Origin of the sequence: Luteimonas aestuarii (genome assembly GCF_004357985.1) — a bacterium.
Taxonomy (GTDB): domain Bacteria; phylum Pseudomonadota; class Gammaproteobacteria; order Xanthomonadales; family Xanthomonadaceae; genus Luteimonas; species Luteimonas aestuarii.
The window spans coordinates 65,041-84,497 of sequence record NZ_SMTF01000005.1 but is presented as its reverse complement, the minus strand read 5'-3'; the positions used below and the strand labels follow the sequence as shown (position 1 = coordinate 84,497).

Sequence of the window (19,457 nt, the reverse complement as noted above, 5' to 3'; positions counted from 1 at the left end):
GGCCTGATGGCGCCGACGGTACGCGGGGGGTCCGCGGCCGACATGGAACAGGAGAATCCCATGAAGCGTTTGACTGCCCTGATGTTGCTTGCCATGTTCTCGATCGCCACGCTGACTGCGTGCAACACCGTACAGGGTGTCGGCAGGGACGTGCAGAAGGCCGGTGAAGCGGTCGAGGATGCCGGCCAGAACAACTGAGCCGCATGCCGCCCGCCTCGCGCGGGGAATGTCGCGGAGAAGCCGGCGCAAGCCGGCTTTTCCGTGTCCGGCCCGCGCGCTGTGCGAACCCTGCGGAAGGTGCAGGACGTGTGACGGCCGGCGTGTCGCGCTGAACGAGGTGGAGTACGCGGTTACCCAGATGAAGGCGCGAATTACGTTTCTTCCACGCTTCGCTGATGCGGGGAGATCCATGCTGCACGGACGATCAAGCGGCAGTGATGCAATCGCGACCCGCTTCGCGTCGTACCCCACACCAGAAGGAACAGCGCAATGAACAAAGACATCATTTCCGGCAAGTGGAAGCAGATCAAGGGCAAGGCGCAGGCACGCTGGGGCGACCTGACCGACGATGTGTTCGACGTGGCCGAGGGCGACGGCAAGTACCTCGCCGGCAAGCTGCAGGAGCAGTACGGCTGGGAGCGCGACCGTGCCGAGAAGGAAGTGCAGGATTTCGAGCGCACGCTCAACTGAGATCGCGTACGGGCGATTGGCGGATCAGCGGACGATCCGCGACAGGCGACGGGCCGGCATTGCCGGCCCGTCTTTCGTTGCGTGGAGGTGTTGCAAAGCGTGCGTGATCGGCCGTCGTCACCAGCCGCGGCGCGGCGGCGGATCGGCGACGAATCCCGTCGGGAACGCCTGCGGCGCACGCGGCCCACGCGACGACTGCCACTGCGGTGTGCGCGGCAGGATGCCGGCCGCCACAAGCGCATGCGGTGAGTCATAGCGCAACTGCGTCAGCTGCACGGGTTGCGTGCTGGCGCGCACGAACGAGGTGCCTTGCGTGGGCGACCATTCGCGCTGGCCATGCCCGGTGCCGATGCGCTGCTGCTGTTCGGCGACGGCGCCATGGGCCTCTGCGGCGGGACTGGCGGCGCGCGACTTCGCCATGGAATCGTCGCGTGCGATGGGCGGCGATGGCATCGGCATCGGCCTTGCCACGCGACGTTCGCGGAACACCGCGATGCCGATCGTGCCCACGTTGTCCGGGCGTCCGGTGCGCGCGGCATAGCTGTCGGGCAGGGCGGTGAACACGAATTGCGCGATGTCGCTGTACGACTTGCGCCAGCCGTTGACCTCGGCGCTCTGCCAGGGCTCCAGCACGTAGCCGGCCTGCGAGGGATGCGCGGTCTGGCCGCTCACGGCGTTGACGCCGTCGACCGACAGCACCACCAGCACGCGCTCGCCGGTGGTATTGGTCAGGCGCACGCCATAGCGGTGGCCGGGCATGCCGGCGATCCAGGTGTCGCGGCGATGGCGGTACTCCGGCATCCACTGGCCGGTGTCGCGATCGACCACCTCCAGCCGGACCGGCGATTGCGCCGATGCGGGGAAGGCCGCAGCGGCAAGCAGGGTGGACAGCACGAGTGCGGCGAGGGCAGCGGGACGGCGCATGGCAGTGGCTCCGGAAGGGTCATGTGGGCGAACGCACCGGACGCGGCAACGGGGTTGGCGCGCCGGTACCGGCAACCGCCAACGGTTAAACTGCGGTTCCGTTTCCCGCCGTCGCCAGCGCATGTCGCAACGTCCCGCCCGCATCCTCACCGGCATCACCACGTCCGGCACGCCGCACCTGGGCAACTACGTGGGGGCCATCCGCCCGGCGATTGCCGCCAGCCGCGCGCCGAACACGGACAGCTTCTATTTCCTCGCCGACCTGCACAGCCTGATCAAGGCGCAGGACCCCGCGCGCACGCAGCGATCCACGCTGGAGATCGCCGCCACCTGGCTGGCCGCCGGGCTGCAGCCGGACAAGGTCTGGTTCTACCGCCAGAGCGACATCCCCGAGATCACGGAGCTGACCTGGCTGCTGACCTGCGTCGCCGGCAAGGGCATCCTCAACCGCGCGCACGCCTACAAGGCGGCGGTGGACAGGAACCGCGCCGATGGCGAGGACGACGATGCCGGCGTGACCGCCGGATTGTTCATGTACCCGGTGCTGATGGCCGCCGACATCCTGATCTTCAACGCCGACAAGGTACCGGTGGGCCGCGACCAGGTGCAGCACATCGAGATGGCGCGCGATTTCGGCCAGCGCTTCAACCATGTGTACGGGCGCGACTACTTCACGCTGCCCGAGGCGGTGGTCGACGACAACGTAGCCACGTTGCCCGGGCTGGATGGCCGCAAGATGAGCAAGAGCTACGGGAACACCATCCCGCTGTTCGCGCCGACGGGCGAGTTGAAGAAGTTGGTTTTCTCGATCCTGACCGATTCGCGCGCGCCGGGGGAGCCGAAGGATGCGGAAGGCTCGCCCCTGTTCCAGCTGTACCAAGCGTTCGCGTCGAAGGAAGAAACCGCCGCGTTTGCGCAGGCCTATGCCGATGGCATCGGCTGGGGCGATGCCAAGCAGCAGGTGTTCGCTCGGGTCGAGCGCGAGATCGCCCCGATGCGCGAGCGGTACCTTGCGCTGGTGGCGCGTCCCGGCGACATCGAAGACACCTTGCGCGATGGCGCGCGTCGCTTGCGCGAGGAATACGCGACGCCGCTGCTGGCGCAGCTGCGCGAGGCGGTGGGCCTGCGCGACCTCTCGAACATGCAGCTGGGGGCGATGGAGGCCGAATCGACCGTCGACAAGCCGCCGCTGGCCACGTTCAAGCAGTACCGCGAGGGCGACGGCAAGTTCTACTTCAAGCTGGTCGAGGGCGATCGCGTGTTGTTGCAAAGCGCAGCCTTCGATGCACCGCGCGATGCCGGGCAGGCGATCGCTGCATTGAAGCGCGGCACGCTGGCGATTGCCGATGCGCCTGCCGCACTGGGCGACGGCGTCGATGTCGCGCAGGTGCAGGCCGCCCTCGATGCGCTGTCTGTCGCTGACGCCGACAAGGCGGCGAAGGCTGGCGTAGCGTGAACCCGCTGGTCGAGCTCAACCTGACGCTCATCCTGTTCCTGCCGTGGTTCGCGATCCTCGGCACGCTGTACTGGCTGTTCCCGCGCAAGCCGCGCGGTGCCGCGCGGGTGGTGTTCGATGCCATGGCGCTGCTGCTGTCGCTGGCGGCGTTCCTGTGGAGCGTGCATTGGTCGATGGCCAATGCCGATACCGGGCACGGCAAGCTCTGGCCGCAGATTCTCGCCACCGCGCTGGGATATGGCGTGTTCCTTGCCGCATTGGGCCTCGCGTCCTGGGTGCGCTGGCTGTGGCTGCGTCCGCGGCGCTGAACGCGAACGCTTGATCACGCGTCGTGCGCCGCGCACACGGCTTTGCTGGCGTTGTCCAGGACTTTCTTCGTTCCCGCGGAGACGGAGTTTCTTGATAGAGCGTCGCCCGGTCAGCCAACGGGATGTTGGCTCCAGCGTGCATGTAATGGGTCAACGTCCACGCGACCAAAGCAGCATCGGCCACTCGCCGCCGATCCCCTAGACTGCGATCAATTCATCGCACGGTGCACGCCATGTCCCACCAGCCGATCATCATCGACACCGGCTATCTGCGCCCCGGGCTCTGCGCGGCCTACCTGCTGCAGGAAAACCGGCGTGCAGCCCTCATCGATTGCGGCACGGCCACCTGCGCCGGGCGCGTGCTCGCCGCGCTCGAAGCGGCCGGTGTGGCACGCGAGGCGGTGGACTGGCTGCTGGTGACCCATGTCCACCTCGACCATGCCGGTGCTGCGGGGCCGCTGATCCGCGCGCTGCCCAATGCGCGGCTCGTGGTGCACCCGCGCGGTGCGCCGCACATGATCGACCCGACCCGGCTGATCGCCGGCGCCCGTGCCGTCTACGGCGAAGCGATGTTCGAACGCGATCATGCGGGCATGTTGCCGGTGCCGTCCGAGCGCGTGGTGGTCGCAGGGGATGGCCATGTCGTTGATCTCGCCGGCCGCGAACTGCTGTGCGTCGATACCCCCGGCCACGCCCGGCATCACTACAGCGTCTGGGACGCGCGCACGCGCAGCTGGTTCGCGGGCGATGCCTTCGGCCTGTCGTACCGGGAGTTCGACAATGACAACGGCGCTTTCATCGTGCCGACCACCTCGCCGGTGCAGTTCGATCCGGACGAGATGAAGGATTCCGTGCGCAAGCTGGTGGCGCGCGATCCTGCCGCGATCCATGTCGCGCACTATGGCGCGGTGACGGAATGCGCGCGGCTGGCCGATGACATGCGGGTAATGGTCGATGCCATGGTGTCCATCGCGCAGGCTGCGGATGGTCACGAGGATCGCCACGCACGAATGGTGACGGGCCTCACCGACCTGTGCGTCGAGCGCGCACGGACGCATGGCGTTGCCGATGCACAGGCACGCGTTGCCGAGGTGCTCGGCAACGATATCGAGATCAACGCACAGGGGCTGGGCGTCTGGCTCGATCGGCTGGCGAAGACGCGCGCGGGCTAGGACCTACTTCCATGCATTGAGGTGCGGGCCGAACGGCTTGGTCTGCTGCCGCACCACGCAGAAGCGATGGCCACTGGGTGCTTCCATCACGCACCACGTATGCACGCGTTCGACTTCCTTCGCGCCCAGCGCGACCAAGCGTTCGACTTCGGCATCCACGTCATCGGTTTCGATGTCGAGGTGGATGCGCGAGGCGTGCGACACCTTCTGCAGCAACAGGATCGGTTCGTCGGACGCCGTCTGCAAGCGTGCGTACCTGCCGTCGCCATCCTCGTCCATCGCATCCACGCGCTTGCCGAGTGCCTGGCTCCAGAATGCAAGGTGCGGGGCGAGGTCATCGACCTCGCAATCCAGGACGAAACCGCACACGCGGCTGTGGTGTGTCATGGCGGTTCCTCGGTTTCGTGATCAGGGGTGTCCGGGCACGGCCGGTGCCCCGAACTGCAGCAGGTAGCCGTTGTCGTCGTAGATGCCGAATTCGCGCATTCCGTAGGGGAAGGTCTCCGGCGGGTAGCAGGTGTGCACCTTGCCCTGCACGGACGACCAGAGTGCATCGATCGCGGGGCCGTCGTCCAGCCGGAAATACAGCGAACCGGTGAAGGCGGGCTTGGCGTGCCCGGTGTGCGCATTCGGCGTGGCGAGCATCAGCTCGATGTCGTCGCGGCGCAGCGATGCCCAGCCATCGGTCTCGCTGTGCGAATGCAGCGTGAAGCCAAGCCTGTCGACGTAGAACGCGATCGATCCGTGCAGGTCCGGCGTGCGTAGCATTGGCGTGAGGCCGCGGAAGCGCATCGTGGTCACCGTGTCACTGCGGCAGCGCCAGGTCGTCCAGCATCGCCTTCAGGAAGCGCGCGGCCTCGCCGCCGGTGCAGGCGCGATGGTCGAAGGTCAGCGAGAGCGGGATCACCTTGTGCGATTCGAAACCACCCACGACCGGGATCATCTGGTGGCGGCCACGGCCCGCGGCGACGATCGCCACGCAGGGCGGCACCACCACCGGCGTCGCGTAGCGGCCGGCGAACATGCCGAAGTTCGACAGCGAGATCGTATAGCCGCCGAGTTCGGATGCCGGGATGCTGCGGTCCTCGACCTGCGCGCGCAGGCGGTTGATGCCTTCGCGCACGCCGTTGGCATCGAGCATGTCGGCGTTGCGCAGGGCGGGGACGAACAGGCCGTCGTCGGTATCGACCGCGATGCCGATGTCGACCTGCGGGTGCAGGGTGCGCACCAGCTTGTCGCCATCGAACCAGGCATTGAGTGCAGGCACCGCTTTCGCCGCGACGCATATCGCGCGCACCAGTCGCGCGGTCAGGTCGTTGCCGTGCGACCAGGCGTGGATGTCGGCATCGTCGGTGAGCGTGGTCGGCACGACCTTCGCATGGGCATCCGCCATGACCCGCGCCATGTTGCGGCGCACGCCCTTGAGCTGTTCGGGCTGGCCACTGGCGCTGACCGATGGCGGCTGCGTGCGCATGGGCTTGCCGGAGGCGGACAAAGCCGTTCGTTGGCTGGACGTGCGCTCAAGAGCCGAACCCCCACCCGCTCGCGCTGCGCGCTCGCCTCCCTCCCCCGCGCGCGGGGGAGGGTTGGGATGGGGGCTGCCGGGCGCGACACTACCGTCCGCCGCCGCACGCTTCACGTCTGCCATCGTCACCACGCCATCGGCGCCACTGCCGCGCACGCGTGCGATGTCGACCTTGAGCTTGCGCGCCATCGCGCGCACCGCAGGCATCGCCTTGACGCCGCCCACCGAGACCGCGGCTTCGTTGTGCACGGCATCGGAGGATTGCATGGCGCCGACCACGGTGCCGCTGTCGGCGCGGTCGCCGCCGGCTTCGGATGTCGCTTCCGGTGGCGCCTTGCCGGTCTGTTCGATGGCGCCGCCTTCGGTGGAGGCGACCACCTTGTCATCGGGCGCGGGATCCTGGCTGCCCACGCCTTTTGCAGGCGCATGGCCGTGGTGGTGGCCGGTGTCCTGGCCCTCGGCGCGCTGTGGCTGCGAGGCGTCGATCTCGAACTCGGCCAGCATGCTGCCGGTGACGATGACGTCGCCCACGCCGCCGGCGAGCTTCAGCACCTTGCCGGAGACCGGCGAAGGCACGTCCACCACCGCCTTGGCGGTTTCCATCGACACCAGGTTGTCGTCGAGGCGGATGGTGTCGCCTTCCTTGACGAACCACTCGACCACGGTGGCATCAGGCAAGCCTTCGCCAAGGTCGGGGAGGTTGAAGGTTTTCTTGTCGCCCATGTCGTGATTCCGTCGGGCGGGCCTTGGCCCGCCGTTGATGTTGCATCCGATTGAAGTGGTCGCTTCCCGAATCGCCCTTGCCTCCGATCGGCCAGTGGCTGATCGAAGGCGGGCCAGGGCCCGCCCCTACGAATGCGCCAGCGTGCGTTTCGCCGCAGCGATGATCTTGTCCACGTTCGGCAGGTACTTCATTTCCAGCCGGAACAGCGGGATGTGGGTGTCGTAGCCGGTGACGCGCTCGACCGGCGCCAGCAGGTCGTACATCGATTCGCTGGCCAGGCGCGCGGCGATCTCGGCGCCGAAGCCCGCCGTCTTCGGGGCTTCGTGCACGATCACGCAGCGGCCGGTCTTGGCGACGGACTCGGCGATGGTGGCGAAATCCAGCGGCTTGAGCGTGGCGACGTCGATCACGTCCGCACTGATGCCTTCGCCCGCGAGTTTTTCCGCGGCTTCCAGCGTCTCCTTGACCTGCGCCCCCCAGGTGACGAGGGTCACGTCGCTGCCGTCGCGCAGCACGTAGCACACGTCCAGCGGGAGCGCCTCGCCATCGTCGGGTACCAGTTCCTTGTACTGGCGGTAGATGCGCTTGGGCTCCATGTAGATCACCGGATCCTCGTCGCGGATCGCCGCCAGCAGCAGGCCGTAGGCGCGCGCGGGCGAGGACGGCATCACCACGCGCAGTCCGGGCACGTTGGTGAAGATCGCCTCGTTGGCTTCGCTGTGGTGCTCCGGTGCGCGGATGCCGCCGCCCCATGGCACGCGCAGCACCATCGGGCAGTGCAGGCGGCCGCGCGTGCGGTAGCGCATCCGCGCGGCGTGGCAGACGATGTGGTCGACCATCGGGTACACGAAGCCGTCGAACTGCGCTTCGGCGACGGGACGCATGCCCTGCGCGGCGAGGCCCACGGTGAGGCCGGCGATGGTGGTTTCGTCCAGTGGCGTGTCCAGCACGCGCTCCGGGCCGAAGGTCGCCTGCAGTCCGGCGGTGGCACGGAACACGCCGCCATTGACGCCCACGTCCTCGCCCAGCACCAGCACCGAATCGTCGTGGCGCATCTCCCACGCAAGTGCCTGGGTGATCGCTTCGATCAGGGTGATGGCCGCCGGGGTTTCCGTCTTCGCCGCGGGCTTGCTGCCCGCCATGGTTTGCGTCTCCAGTACGGCACTCATGCGCGGCCCTCCGCCGCCAGCACCGCGGAGCGCTGCTCCATTACGTCCGGCGGCATGTCGGCGTAGAGGTAGTCGAACATCGCCTCGACCGGCTGCACCGGCAGTTCGAGGTATGCGTTGATCTCCTCGTCGATGTGCTTGCCGCACTCGTCGGCCCAGGCCTTTTCCTGCGCTTCGTCCCACAGGCCCTGCGCGGTGACATACGCGCGCAGCCGCGTCATCGGGTCGCGCTGCCAGGCCGCCTTGACTTCAGCCTCATCCCGATAGCGGCGGGCGTCGTCCGCGGTGGTGTGGTCGTGCAGGCGGTAGGTCATGAACTCGATCACGCTGCCGCCCTCGCCATTGCGCGCGCGCTCCATCGCGCGGCGCATGCCCTCCATCACCGCGAACAGGTCGTTGCCGTCCACCTGCAGGCAGTGCAGGCCGCCGGCGATGCCCTTCTGCGCCAGCGTCCTGGCGCCGGTCTGCGCGCTGCGCGGCACGCTGATCGCCCAGCCGTTGTTGATGATGCATTGCACGAACGGCAGCGTGTACGCGCCGGCGGAATTGATCGCTGCATAGGTGTCGGTCTTCGATGAGCCGCCATCGCCGCAGCAGGTCACCGCGACGCGCTTCTCGCCGCGCAGCTTGAACGCCAGCGCCGCGCCCGCCGCATGCAGGCATTGCGTGGCGATCGGCACGCACCACGAGAAGTCGTGGCGCGGGACCTGGAAGTCGTTGCCGCGCTCGTCGCCGCCCCAGTACATCAGGATTTCGCGCAGGCGCACGCCGCGCACGATCTGCGCGCCGTACTCGCGATAGCTGGGCGCGAACACGTCCTCGGGCTCCATCGAGGCGCCGATGCCGACGTGGGTGGCCTCGTGGCCCAGGCAGCTGGCGTAGGTACCCAGCTTGCCGGTGCGCTGCAGGGCGATGGCCTTGCCGTCGAACTGGCGCACGAACAGCATCTGCTTGAACAGCGGCAGCAGCGCTCTGGGGTCCGCAAATGCTTCCGGCAGTTCGCCGACGGGCTTGCCGTCGGCGCCGAGGTATTGCAGGGATTCGATCTGGAATGTGGCGGCGACGCCCATGTGTCGCTCCGTGTCGTCGTTGGCCGTCGATGATAGCCGCGGCCCCGTTAAGAGCCGTTGCGCATTGCGGCAAGTATCTGATCCACAAGCGGGAGGCCGGTGGCGCGGTTCTCGCCCACTTGCGGACGTGTGCGCGCTCTCCGGCAAGGCGCGCAAGGCGCAGGTCCGGTGTCGCCGCAAGTCGCGGCCCGATATCCGCTTGGTTGCGGCGACACCGGACCTGCGCTGGAACTCACATCGGTGCGTCGAGAACAGCCGTCGATTCCACGCCTGCTTTCCGCTTTCCGTACCGGGCGCCAGAACCATGAGGCGGCGGTCGGCCACCGTGCCGACCAAGCGGACATCGGGCCGCGACTGGGCGGCGGTGGCCGACCGCCGCCCCACGCCTGTCCTGCCTTGGGCAATGCATCAGAAAATGGTGTTCCTCCTGACCGAGGGGAAGGCACCCGTGGCGGTGCAAATCCGATGCCACCGCAGGTCGCGGCCCGATACCCGCTTGCTTGCGGTGGCATCGGGCCCGGGCGGACAGGTCATCGCCGGTTCGGCAGAAGAGCGGAACGACGTGGTCCCGGCAGGCGCCCTCGGCATCCTCGGACTTGGAGAAGAAACAAAAAAGACCCCGGCATTGCCGGGGTCTGGATGATGCGGATCGCCGTGCGGGCGATCAGGGATTGAAGTTGCCCCGCAGCGAGACGTTGGCGAAGGCGCGCACGCCCACCAGCTTCACGTACCACGTGCCCGGCTGCGGCGCGGTGATCGTGATCGTCTCGTTGTTGCCCGGACGCAGCGAGCGCGCGTCGTAATCGGCCGTGGTCGGGATTTCACCGCGGCTGGCGTACAGCGTGACGTCGCCGCTGCCGCCGTAGCTCATCAACCGCAGCATGGTCGCGCCGGCCGGAAGTTCGATGCGATAGACGACCTCGCCGCCTTCCGCACCCGACAGGCCGGTGACCGGTACGGCGTTGAACAGCTCGGGGATCGCCGAGACCGGGTCTTCGATCACGTTCACCGACGTCGAGGCGGCGTTGTTGGCCTCGTCCGGATCCTCGGTCTGCGAGGTCGCCGCGGCGGCCAGCGTCACGGTGCCGCCGATGCGGCTTTCCGGTGCGGTGGCCACCAGGGCGAACACCGCTTCACCGCCTGCCGCCAGGGTGTCGGTGGCACAGGCGACGGTGGTGTTGCCACCGGCGATGTCCGGTGCGTCGCAGTCCCAGCCTTCCGGCGCGGACACCAGCACGTCGGCCAGTTCGGCATCCAGCACCAGGCCGACACCCGGGAAGGTCGCATCGTCCGTACCGGCGTTTGCGACGATGGCACCGAACTCCATCGTCTCGCCTGCGACCACTTCGGCCTCCAGCGCTTCCACCTCGACCGATATATCGGCGAAGGCCACGGCCGCGATCCGCATCAGCAGCATGGTCGGGTCGTGGTCGGACAGACGCGTCGGCGTATCGGCATCGTTGCGCGCCACCTCCGGGAAGTCGGCGTTGATCCGCGCATGGCTGATGTCCAGCCCGGTGACCAGCGGCGATGCGAGGATCGCCTCGTTCACCAGCACGTGGTCCAGCGTCTGCGCCTGGTAGTCGAAGACGAAGGAGTAGCGGTCCTCGGCAGCGGCCATCAGGGTAAGGTTGAACAGGTTGGGCTCGACCAGGTCGGCGCCATCGCCCTCGACCGCGGTCTCGTCATCGGCCGAAGGCAGGCCGGTGACGGTGCCCATGGCGTCGACATAGCCGTCGTTGAACTCGAAGGCGTTGAAGTCGCCCAGCACCACGATCTTGCGTGCCGGGTCCGCGTCCTGCATGTCGTTGACCAGGGTGGCCAAGTAGTCCGCCTGCGCCTGGCGCTTGGCGCGCACGCGCTCGCCGGTGCTGGACCAACCGCTGCTGCCGCCGGTGTCGTCGGCGACCCCGCTCAGCGAGCGCTGGTGCACCACGATGGTGGTTACGGGCACGCTGCGGCCGTCGGCGAAGTTGACCACGGCGTCGAGCACCAATGGCGGCCGGTCGTTGAGCACGCTGGTGCTGCCGTTCGGGTTCTGCAGCACGGCATCCGCGCCGACCTGCTCGACCGACAGCACCTCGACGCGCGCCACGCCCGCGGCAACCTCGCCAGCCTTCACCAGGAAGCCCACGTCGATGCCGCCGACGTCCAGGCCTTCCTCGAGATAGGCCACGTAGCCCGGGTCCGGCTGGCCGTTGGCGATGGCGTCGGCATTGATGCGGTCGGCCAGCGCCTGCAGCACCGACTGGTTCTCGGTCTCGGTCACGCCCAGGATGTCGGGCGCGTGCAGGTAGTCGCGGATGCCGATGGACGCCTTGTTGAGGCGTCGTTCCAGTGCCGCCGCGGTCAGCACCGGCTCGCTGGTGCCGGGATTGCTGACCGTGTCGAAGAAGCGTTCGAGGTTGTAGGTGGCGAAGGTGGCATGGTCGGGCGTGGGGAGCGTGGCGGGCGTCGGCGCCGCGTTGCTGCAATCGCTGGCCAGCTCGCCTTCGGGGTAGATCACGAAGCGGCGGAAGGTGTAGTCCAGCGGCCCGGTGAGGGTGCCGTCGGTGATGGTGCAGCCAGCCGCCAGGTTCGCCGTGGGCGCGCCGATGGTCGTGCTGTTGACCGCGATGGTTTCCGGGTTGTAGTCCCAGCGCGGGATGTTGGTGGCGGTGCTCCCCAGCGGGTCGGGGTCGGGCACCTGGATGCCGGGTTCGCGCATCGGGCGCGCGGTCCCGGTCACCACCACGGCGAAGCGGCCGTTGCTGGTGGCGGTGGCCTGCGTCTCGTTGGTGTTGCCGCCTGTGGGCGCGACCACGGTGGCGCTGGGGATGGTGACGCGCATGCCTTCGAGGTGCTCGAGCTGGTCGAGCCCGCCCTCGGCAGTGGGCATGTCGACGGTCAGCACCACCGGCGTTGGCAGCGGGTGGCCGGTCGACAGTTGGGTGACCGTGGCGTTGACGATCTCGGTCAGCGGCAACTGGTGCGGATCGGCCGCGGGCACGTACTCGGTGACGGTGCCTTGCACCAGCACCAGGCTGCCGACTTCGGCCGCCGCGGGCGGCGTGCTGCTGGTGAACACGAACAGGCCTTCGGAGGTGGCCGGGTCGCCATCGTCCTGGCCATCGGGCGTCTGGATGAAGAAACCGTTGTTCTTGCGGCCGGTGACGATGCCGGTCGTGGCCACCTGCAGGCCGTCGTACGGCGAGATCTGGCCGCTGCCCTGGATGGCGTGGATGGCGACGGTGGCGACGTCGTCGTTGAGGATCGTGCCCACGCCCTGTGCGACGAAGATCTCGGCGCCAACGGGGTTGGTGAGGTTGACGAAGAAGGTTTCGTCGGGCTCGGTGGTGTCGTCGCCGACCACGTCGACGCTGATCGTCACCGAACTCTGGCCCTCGGCGAAGGTCACGGTGCCGCTGCCGGGGATGTAGTCGTCGTCGGCGACGGTGGCGGTGCCATCGGCCGTGGCCCAGTCGACGCTGGCGCCGTCCTCGCCCGCGGGCTGGTTGAGGCTGATGGTGAAGAAGAAGGGGGTGGTGCCGCTGTTGCCCTCGGCGGCGCTGGTGTTGCCGATGCTCAGGAACAGCGTGCCGCCGCCATCGCAGGGATTGGGCAGGGCGCTGCCGTTGCGTGGTGCCGGCGCCAGCGCGGCGAAATCGGCGGCATTGTCATTGGTATCCGTGCAGCCGTCTGCATCACGGAACGCGGCCAGTGTGTTGCTGAGTGTCGGCGCCGCGCCGGCACCTTCGAAGAAATTGGCATTGCCGAAGCCGACCAGGTCGACGATCAGCGCCTGTTGCGACGCATCGCAGGGCGTGCTGCTGCCGTTGCAGCCCAGCGAGACGGTGCTGTTGACCAGTGCCACCTTGCCCGCGGCCCCGGCCATGTTGATGGTGCCGGTGGCGTCAGGCGTCGGTAGCGCGACGCCGTTGGTACCGCCGGCAAGGCCCACCAGAAAATAAGCGCCCGGGTCCAGCGTCGCCGCCGGCAGTACCACGATCAGGCCGGTATTGGCGCCGAAGTTGCCGGTGCCGGTGGCGCTGGTGTACTGGACCGACAGTCCGGAGAGCGACGCAGGGGTGCTGCCGCTGTTGAACAATTCGACGTAATCGTTGGTGTACGGGGCGCCGCTGTTGCCGCCGCCGCCATAGACCTGGCTGATGACGACCTGGGCGGATGCCGGCGCGGCGAACAGCCCGCACAGCACGACGAGGGCCGGCCACAGCCGGCGGACGAGCGAATGGCTCACTGCATGCTCCTTTGGAATCAATCCGTTGGACTGGCGCACCCCCGGCCAGCCACGGGAGTTTGCACGGATCGGGTTGCGTTTGCATGACGCCCTGCGGCGGCGATGCGGTACGCTCGCAGGCCATGGCCATCGACAAGAACGAACGTCCGTTGGAGGAAGGCATCCATACCGACCTCGACGGAAGAATCACTTACGGCGGATACCTCAGGCTCGACCAGCTGTTGTCGGCGCAACATCCGCTGTCGGATCCACCGCACCACGACGAGATGCTGTTCATCGTGCAGCACCAGGTGTCGGAGCTGTGGATCAAGCTGGTCATCCACGAGCTCAGCGCCGCCATCGGCTTCCTGCAGCGCGACCAAGTCTGGCAGTGCCAGAAGGTGCTGGCGCGCTGCAAGCAGGTGTTGCGGCAGCTGACCGAACAGTGGGCGGTGCTGGAAACGCTGACGCCATCGGAGTACATGGAGTTCCGCGACGTGCTGGGGCCGTCGTCCGGCTTCCAGTCGCTGCAGTACCGGCAGATGGAGTTCCTGCTGGGCAACAAGAACGCGTCGATGCTCAAGGTCTTCGCCCATGACCCGGACGGGCAGGCGCGGCTACGCGATTCGCTGGAAGCGCCCGGCCTGTACGACGAATACCTGCGCTACCTGTCGCGCTGGGGGCACGCCATCCCCGAGCGCCATTTGCAGCGCGACTGGGCGCAGCCGCACGTACGCGACGATGCACTGCTGCCGGTGTTCGAGTCGATCTACGAGAACACTGGCCGCTATTGGCGCGAGTACGCGCTGAGCGAGGACCTGGTGGACCTGGAGACGCAGTTCCAGCTGTGGCGCTTCCGCCACATGCGCACGGTGATGCGCATCATCGGTTTCCGCCGCGGCACCGGCGGCTCCAGCGGCGTCGGCTTCCTCAAGCAGGCGCTGGAACTGACCTTCTTCCCCGAACTGTTCGACGTGCGTACCCGCGTCGGTCCCGGCCGCTAGCCGCGGCCGGCGTTGCGCACTGCTAGCATGCCCCCGCACCACTGCCCACCCTGGAGCCCGTGATGAACCAACCCGCCCCGGACGCGCTGCCACGCGCCACCCTGGTCACCCGATTCCTCGATGCGGTCGAACGCGTCGGCAACAAGCTGCCCGACCCGGCGGTGCTGTTCCTGCTGCTGATGCTGGTGGTATGGGTGGTGTCGGCGCTGCTGGCGAACGTCAGCTTCAACGAGCTCGATCCACGCAGTGGCGACCCGATCCAGATCCGCAACCTGCTGGCGGGCACCAGCTTCACCCAGTTCATGGCCGACATGGTGCGGACGTTCGTGAACTTCGCGCCGCTGGGCGTGGTGCTGGTGGCGATGCTGGGCCTGGGCGTGGCCGAGCACACCGGCTTCATCAACGCGGCGCTGCGTTCGATCCTGTCGATCACGCCGAAGATGCTGCTCACCCCGATGCTGATCGCGGTGGGCGTGTTCAGCCATGTCGCGGTCGATGCGGGCTACGTGCTGGTGATCCCGCTGGGCGCGGTGATCTTCTACGCCGCGGGGCGGCATCCGCTGGCCGGCATCGCGGCGGCGTTCGCAGGCGTGTCGGGGGGCTTTTCGGCCACCTTCATTCCGTCCAGCCTCGATCCGTTGCTGTCCGGCCTGACCCAGGAGGCCGCGCACCTGATCGATCCGGCGGTGGTCGTCAATCCCTTGAACAACTACTTCTTCACCACCGCATCGACGGGCCTGGTGATCCTGGTGGGGTGGTTCCTCACGGACCGCGTGATCGAGCCGCGCCTGCGCAACACCGTGGTCGATGGCGATGCCGCCGACATGCCGAAGATGGCGACGCTGACCGCGCCGGAACGCCGCGGCCTGCTGCTGGCGGTGCTGTCGATGTTCGTGCTGACGGCCCTGCTGGTCGTGACCGCGTATCCGATGGGTTCGCCCTGGCGCGCGCCGGCCGATGCCGCGAGTGGCGCGGGCGAACTGCTGGTCGCCACCGCGCCGCTGATGCAGTCGATCGTGCCGCTGATCTTCATCCTGTTCGTGGTGCCGGGCATCGTCTACGGCTATGCGTCGGGCTCGGTGAAGTCGCACCGCGACATCATCGCCGGCATGAGCAAGGCGATGAGCGGCATGGGCTACTACATCGTCATGGCGTTCTTCGCCGCGCAGTTCATCTACGCCTTCGGGCAAAGCAACCTCGGCGCGCTGCTGGCGATCAAGGGGGCGAACGGGCTGCAGGCGCTGGGCATGCCGACCGGCGTGACCCTTGTGGGCATCGTGCTGCTGTCGGGCTTCGTCAACCTGCTGGTCGGCTCGGCCTCGGCGAAATGGGCGCTGATCGGCGCGATCATGGTGCCGATGCTGATGCAACTGGGCATCTCGCCCGACCTGACGCAGGCGGCCTACCGTGTCGGCGATTCCAGCACCAACATCATCACGCCGCTGCTGCCGTACTTCCCGCTGATCGTCGTGTTCTGCCAGAAGTACGTGAAGGGAAGCGGCATCGGTACGTTGCTGGCACTGATGCTGCCGTTCTCGATCGCCCTGCTGGTGGTCTGGACCGCGTTCCTGCTGGCGTTCTGGGGCTTCGGCATTCCGCTGGGGATCGGTGCGAGTTACGTGTACCCGACGCCCTGACGGGACGGGTACGCAGATCAAAAAAAGACGGGCGCTTCGGCGCCCGTCTTCATTCATGCGTGTTGGAAAGCAGGGCTTGCTGGCATCACGGTCCCGGCATCGTCACGCGTATCCGATCCACACCGCGATCACCAGCGCCGCTGCCGCCGCGAGCATCAGCTTCAGCAACAGCGGCCAGGCGAACCTGAACCAGCGGTCGTAGGAGATGCCGGCGATGCCGAGGATCGCCATCAGGATGATGTTGGTCGGCAGCAGCATGTTCGAGAAACCGTCGCCGAACTGGAACGCCAGCACCGCGACCTGCCGTTCGATGCCGACCACGTCGGCCAGCGGCGCCATGATCGGCATCGTCGCGAACGCCTGCCCGGAGCCGGACGGCACGAAGAAGTTGATCAGCGTCTGCATCAGCAGCATGCCGACCGCGGCCAGCTCGGTGCCCACCCAGCCCAGCGGGATCGACGCACCATGCACGATGGTGTGCAGCACCTGTCCGTCCTCGAGGATCAGCGCGATCGAACGCGCGAAGCCGACCAGCAGTGCAACCACCGCCAGCTCCGCGGCACCGGCGGCGAACTTCTTCGCCGTGTCGTCCAGGCCCAGCCCGCCGATCACGCCGGCCAGGAGCGCCACCGCCAGCCAGATCGCGCCCAGCTCGTCCAGGTACCAGCCGCGCTGCGAGATGCCGTACACCATCGCCACCAATGCCACCAGCACCACTACGCCAATCAGCGTGTGGCGGCCGTTGAAGGCCGGATACTCGAACGCCTCGTCGCGTCCCGGCGTGTCCACGCCGGCCATCAGGCTGGCGGACGGATCCGCGGCCACCTTGCGCGCGTAGCGCCAGACGTGGTGCACCACGATCGCCACGAACGGCACGAACAGCGCCAGCCGGAACCACAGGCCCGAGCCGGGCGGCAGTTCGGCGATGCCCTGTGCCACCACCACGGTGTACGGATTGGTCCAGGCCACGCCGTAGCCCACGCAGTAGCCGCCGATCATCACGCCCATGGCGGTCATCGCGTCGAGGCGCATCGCCGCGCACAGCGACACCAGCACCAGCGCGAACGGGATGTATTCGGTGGACACGCCCAGCGTGCCCGAGCCGGCGGCGAAGGCGGCGGTGCCGAAGATGATCAGCAGCGCCGGATTGTGGCCGATGCGCTTGAGCAGCCAGCCCAGCAGCGCGTCGATCACGCCGGTGGCGCGCAGCACCGCGATGGCGCCGCCCACGATCAGCAGGAAGAAGATGATGGCCTGCGCGTCGGCCAGTGCGCGCGGCACCGCGGTGAACAGTGCCGCCGGCGACAGCCACACGCGTTCGGCGTGCACTTCGTAGCTGCCGGGCACCACCATCATCCGCCCGGCCTCGTTGGGCGCGGTCTGGAAGCTGCCCTGCGGCAGCAGCCAGGTGGCCACGAGGGCCAACACCATGATGCCGAACAGCAGGACGAGGGTATGGGGGATGCGGACGCTTCGGGGCATGGGCAACTGGTTCCGGTACGGCGGTCCCGGCCCATGCTACCCCAGCCCTCGGATGGGCCCGGGGTGCCTGCGACGCGCTGCAGCTTTCCCTGCGGGGCGGCATGGGCGTAAGTTACGCGCCGCCACGACCGCCGATCCCGGCGGTCGTCACCGTCCAGGAGCTGACCCACGTGTCCAACCCTCCGCACGCCACCGAGGCGGGCAAGACCTTCCTCGGCCATCCCCGCGGCCTGTTCATGCTGTTCTTCGCCGAGATGTGGGAGCGCTTCTCCTACTACGGCATGCGTGCGTTGCTGGTGCTGTACCTCACCAAGCACTGGCTGTTTTCCGATGGCGATGCATCGATGGTGTATGGCGCGTACACCGCGCTGGTGTACATCACGCCGGTGATCGGCGGCTACCTCGCCGACAAGTACCTCGGCCAGCGCAAGGCGGTGCTGTACGGCGCGGTGCTGCTGGTGATCGGCCACTTCCTGATGGGTTTCGAGGGCAGCGGCGACCAGGGCAGTCCTGCGATGAACGCGTTCTGGCTGGCGCTGGCCTTCATCATCGTCGGCTCGGGTTTCCTCAAGGCCAACATCTCGGTGATGGTGGGGCAGCTGTATCCGCGCACCGACGTGCGCCGCGATGGCGCGTACACCATCTTCTACATGGGCATCAACCTGGGTGCGTTCCTGGGTTCGCTGCTGTGCGGCTACCTCGGCGAAACCTACGGCTGGAAGTACGGCTTCGGTGCCGCGGGCGTGGGCATGCTGCTGGGCCTGATCGTATTCGTGGTCGGCAAGCCGCTGCTGGAGGGTAATGGAGAATCCAGCAATCCGGTCAAATTACGCGAGCGTGTCGCAGGCATCCCGTTCGAGTGGACGCTCTACCTGCTGGGCATTGCCATCGTCGCTGCCTGCTGGTGGATGGTGCAGAACCAACAGATTGTGGGTTGGGCGCTTGGCATCTTCGGCGCGATTCTACTTCTGTACGTAGTGGCTCTAGCGGTTTTCAAGTTGCCTTATGGCAGCTTCGAAGCGGCGCCAAGAATGGCCTTCTCATTGTTTCTCCTTGGGGGTGCTGCGGTAGTGGCGAGTCTCGCTGTCATCTTGATCACCGCTGGGGCGTTGCCCGTACTGATCTGGCTGGCTATCGGTGGCTTGATTCTGGCGATAGGCATCGTCGTTCACCAGTTCGTGATCAAGCGTGACGAAGTTCGTGACCGCATCTTCGCGGCGATGATCCTGATGATCGGCTCGGTGCTGTTCTGGGCGCTGTTCGAGCAGGCCGGTTCTTCGCTCAACCTCTACACCGACCGTTACGTGGACCGGAACATGCTGGGCTGGGAGGTGCCGGCGTCGATGTTCCAGTCGATCAACGCGATGTACATCATCCTGCTGGCGCCGTTCTTCGCGATGCTGTGGACGTGGCTGGGCAAGCGCGGGCTGGAACCGTCGGCGCCCGCGAAGTTCGGCCTGGCGATGATCCAGCTCGGCTTCGGCTTCCTGGTGCTGGTGGCCGGCGCCGCGGGCGTCGCCACCGGCAACATGACGCCGGTGCTCTTCATCTTCCTGATCTACCTGCTGCACACCACCGGCGAGCTGTGCCTGTCCCCGGTCGGCCTGTCGGCGATGAACCGGCTGGCGCCGGCGCACCTGGCCAGCCTGATCATGGGCTGCTGGTTCTTCGCCTCGGCGACCGGCAATTTCGTCGCGGGGCTGATCGCCGCGGCCACGGGTTCGGAAGCGGCGTCCGGCGAGGACGCGGCGCAGCAGGTGGTACTGGACGTGTACAGCACGGTCGGCTGGGTCGCGGTCGCGGTCGGCGTTGGCTTCATCCTCGTGTCGCCGCTGATCCGCAAGCTGATGCACCTCGATACGCTGAAGGACGACGAGGTGCCGGGGCAGGCGGAGCTGGCCGAGCCTGCGGCCGGTGGCATCGACCCCACGGGGCAACGCCGGGTGTAAGTGCCACGGCAGGTCGGACACGCGGTCCGACCTGCCAGTCGCCATCGGGCAGTAGAGCGCATGTCTCCGGCGGCTCGACGCTTGCGAGGGGGTCGATGCAAGAAGATGCCAGGGCACAAGGTCCCGGCGTT

The 19,457-nt window shown here is 67.5% G+C and carries 17 protein-coding genes; 9 read left to right on the top strand and 8 right to left on the bottom strand.

What is annotated here, in order from left to right; translation table 11 throughout:
• The first annotated feature begins 60 nt into the window (after window positions 1-60).
• A complete protein-coding gene (locus E2F46_RS08620; RefSeq protein ID WP_133321674.1) occupies window positions 61-198 on the top strand; it encodes an entericidin A/B family lipoprotein in 138 nt (45 codons plus the stop codon).
• Between the two features lie 291 nt (window positions 199-489).
• The gene (locus tag E2F46_RS08615) at window positions 490-690 is read left to right on the top strand and encodes a CsbD family protein (RefSeq protein ID WP_133321673.1); all 201 of its coding nucleotides are present in this window, start codon (window positions 490-492) and stop codon (window positions 688-690) included.
• A gap of 117 nt (window positions 691-807) precedes the next feature.
• On the opposite strand, the gene E2F46_RS08610 is transcribed toward E2F46_RS08615, so the two are convergent.
• Window positions 808-1,614 (bottom strand): hypothetical protein, encoded by an 807-nt coding sequence (locus E2F46_RS08610; RefSeq protein ID WP_133321672.1) that lies wholly within the window; start codon window positions 1,612-1,614, stop codon window positions 808-810.
• Window positions 1,615-1,735: 121 nt separating this feature from the next.
• Between E2F46_RS08610 and E2F46_RS08605 the strand changes: the two genes are divergently transcribed.
• From E2F46_RS08605 to E2F46_RS08595, 3 genes are all read left to right on the top strand, one after another.
• Entirely contained in the window at window positions 1,736-3,070 is a 1,335-nt protein-coding gene (locus E2F46_RS08605; RefSeq protein WP_133321671.1) for a tryptophan--tRNA ligase, read from the top strand.
• The gene (locus E2F46_RS08600; RefSeq protein ID WP_243720362.1) at window positions 3,067-3,378 is read left to right on the top strand and encodes a hypothetical protein; all 312 of its coding nucleotides are present in this window, start codon (window positions 3,067-3,069) and stop codon (window positions 3,376-3,378) included. Before E2F46_RS08605 ends, E2F46_RS08600 begins: the two co-directional genes overlap by 4 nt.
• A gap of 233 nt (window positions 3,379-3,611) precedes the next feature.
• Window positions 3,612-4,550, top strand: coding sequence for an MBL fold metallo-hydrolase (locus tag E2F46_RS08595; protein WP_133321670.1), 939 nt, complete (start codon window positions 3,612-3,614; stop codon window positions 4,548-4,550).
• Between the two features lie 3 nt (window positions 4,551-4,553).
• Here E2F46_RS08595 and E2F46_RS08590 read toward each other — a convergent pair whose 3' ends face one another.
• The 5 genes from E2F46_RS08590 to pdhA all read right to left on the bottom strand — a co-directional run bounded on the left by E2F46_RS08590 (window position 4,554) and on the right by pdhA (window position 9,038).
• Window positions 4,554-4,937, bottom strand: coding sequence for a VOC family protein (locus tag E2F46_RS08590; protein ID WP_133321669.1), 384 nt, complete (start codon window positions 4,935-4,937; stop codon window positions 4,554-4,556).
• 21 nt (window positions 4,938-4,958) lie between these two features.
• On the bottom strand, window positions 4,959-5,342 hold the full coding sequence (locus E2F46_RS08585; protein WP_243720366.1) for a VOC family protein: 384 nt from the start codon (window positions 5,340-5,342) through the stop codon (window positions 4,959-4,961).
• Window positions 5,343-5,355: 13 nt separating this feature from the next.
• Window positions 5,356-6,798, bottom strand: a complete 1,443-nt coding sequence (locus E2F46_RS08580; protein ID WP_133321667.1) for a dihydrolipoamide acetyltransferase family protein — start codon at window positions 6,796-6,798, stop codon at window positions 5,356-5,358.
• Between the two features lie 126 nt (window positions 6,799-6,924).
• Window positions 6,925-7,941 (bottom strand): alpha-ketoacid dehydrogenase subunit beta, encoded by a 1,017-nt coding sequence (locus E2F46_RS08575; protein ID WP_133321808.1) that lies wholly within the window; start codon window positions 7,939-7,941, stop codon window positions 6,925-6,927.
• 23 nt (window positions 7,942-7,964) lie between these two features.
• Window positions 7,965-9,038: a pyruvate dehydrogenase (acetyl-transferring) E1 component subunit alpha gene (gene pdhA, locus E2F46_RS08570; protein ID WP_133321666.1), complete on the bottom strand. Its 1,074-nt coding sequence runs from the start codon at window positions 9,036-9,038 to the stop codon at window positions 7,965-7,967.
• Between the two features lie 127 nt (window positions 9,039-9,165).
• Here pdhA and E2F46_RS08565 point away from each other — a divergent pair, with 127 nt between their 5' ends.
• Window positions 9,166-9,681, top strand: coding sequence for a hypothetical protein (locus E2F46_RS08565; protein ID WP_133321665.1), 516 nt, complete (start codon window positions 9,166-9,168; stop codon window positions 9,679-9,681).
• A gap of 21 nt (window positions 9,682-9,702) precedes the next feature.
• Here the strand turns inward: E2F46_RS08565 and E2F46_RS08560 are convergent, their stop codons facing one another.
• A complete protein-coding gene (locus tag E2F46_RS08560; protein WP_133321664.1) occupies window positions 9,703-13,275 on the bottom strand; it encodes a pre-peptidase C-terminal domain-containing protein in 3,573 nt (1,190 codons plus the stop codon).
• 122 nt (window positions 13,276-13,397) lie between these two features.
• Between E2F46_RS08560 and E2F46_RS08555 the strand changes: the two genes are divergently transcribed.
• Both E2F46_RS08555 and E2F46_RS08550 read left to right on the top strand, forming a co-directional pair.
• Complete coding sequence (locus E2F46_RS08555) at window positions 13,398-14,258, top strand: tryptophan 2,3-dioxygenase (protein ID WP_133321663.1); 861 nt, start codon at window positions 13,398-13,400, stop codon at window positions 14,256-14,258.
• A 62-nt stretch (window positions 14,259-14,320) separates the two neighbouring features.
• A complete protein-coding gene (locus E2F46_RS08550) occupies window positions 14,321-15,895 on the top strand; it encodes an AbgT family transporter (protein WP_133321662.1) in 1,575 nt (524 codons plus the stop codon).
• A gap of 102 nt (window positions 15,896-15,997) precedes the next feature.
• Here E2F46_RS08550 and E2F46_RS08545 read toward each other — a convergent pair whose 3' ends face one another.
• Complete coding sequence (locus tag E2F46_RS08545) at window positions 15,998-17,377, bottom strand: YfcC family protein (RefSeq protein ID WP_133321661.1); 1,380 nt, start codon at window positions 17,375-17,377, stop codon at window positions 15,998-16,000.
• A 170-nt stretch (window positions 17,378-17,547) separates the two neighbouring features.
• On the opposite strand from E2F46_RS08545, the gene E2F46_RS08540 reads away from it, so the two are divergent.
• Window positions 17,548-19,326, top strand: a complete 1,779-nt coding sequence (locus E2F46_RS08540; protein WP_207949553.1) for a peptide MFS transporter — start codon at window positions 17,548-17,550, stop codon at window positions 19,324-19,326.
• Window positions 19,327-19,457 lie beyond the last annotated feature (131 nt).

Excerpts from the sequence above, each read along its gene's own strand:
- E2F46_RS08615 (WP_133321673.1), top strand. The coding sequence starts at position 490 with ATGAACAAAGACATCATTTCCGGCAAGTGGAAGCAGATCAAGGGCAAG.
- E2F46_RS08555 (WP_133321663.1), top strand. The coding sequence starts at position 13,398 with ATGGCCATCGACAAGAACGAACGTCCGTTGGAGGAAGGCATCCATACC.
- E2F46_RS08620 (WP_133321674.1), top strand. The coding sequence starts at position 61 with ATGAAGCGTTTGACTGCCCTGATGTTGCTTGCCATGTTCTCGATCGCC.
- E2F46_RS08575 (WP_133321808.1), bottom strand. The coding sequence starts at position 7,941 with ATGGCGGGCAGCAAGCCCGCGGCGAAGACGGAAACCCCGGCGGCCATC.
- pdhA (WP_133321666.1), bottom strand. The coding sequence starts at position 9,038 with ATGGGCGTCGCCGCCACATTCCAGATCGAATCCCTGCAATACCTCGGC.
- E2F46_RS08610 (WP_133321672.1), bottom strand. The coding sequence starts at position 1,614 with ATGCGCCGTCCCGCTGCCCTCGCCGCACTCGTGCTGTCCACCCTGCTT.
- E2F46_RS08595 (WP_133321670.1), top strand. The coding sequence starts at position 3,612 with ATGTCCCACCAGCCGATCATCATCGACACCGGCTATCTGCGCCCCGGG.
- E2F46_RS08550 (WP_133321662.1), top strand. The coding sequence starts at position 14,321 with ATGAACCAACCCGCCCCGGACGCGCTGCCACGCGCCACCCTGGTCACC.
- E2F46_RS08585 (WP_243720366.1), bottom strand. The coding sequence starts at position 5,342 with ATGCGCTTCCGCGGCCTCACGCCAATGCTACGCACGCCGGACCTGCAC.
- E2F46_RS08545 (WP_133321661.1), bottom strand. The coding sequence starts at position 17,377 with ATGCCCCGAAGCGTCCGCATCCCCCATACCCTCGTCCTGCTGTTCGGC.
- E2F46_RS08580 (WP_133321667.1), bottom strand. The coding sequence starts at position 6,798 with ATGGGCGACAAGAAAACCTTCAACCTCCCCGACCTTGGCGAAGGCTTG.
- E2F46_RS08605 (WP_133321671.1), top strand. The coding sequence starts at position 1,736 with ATGTCGCAACGTCCCGCCCGCATCCTCACCGGCATCACCACGTCCGGC.
- E2F46_RS08590 (WP_133321669.1), bottom strand. The coding sequence starts at position 4,937 with ATGACACACCACAGCCGCGTGTGCGGTTTCGTCCTGGATTGCGAGGTC.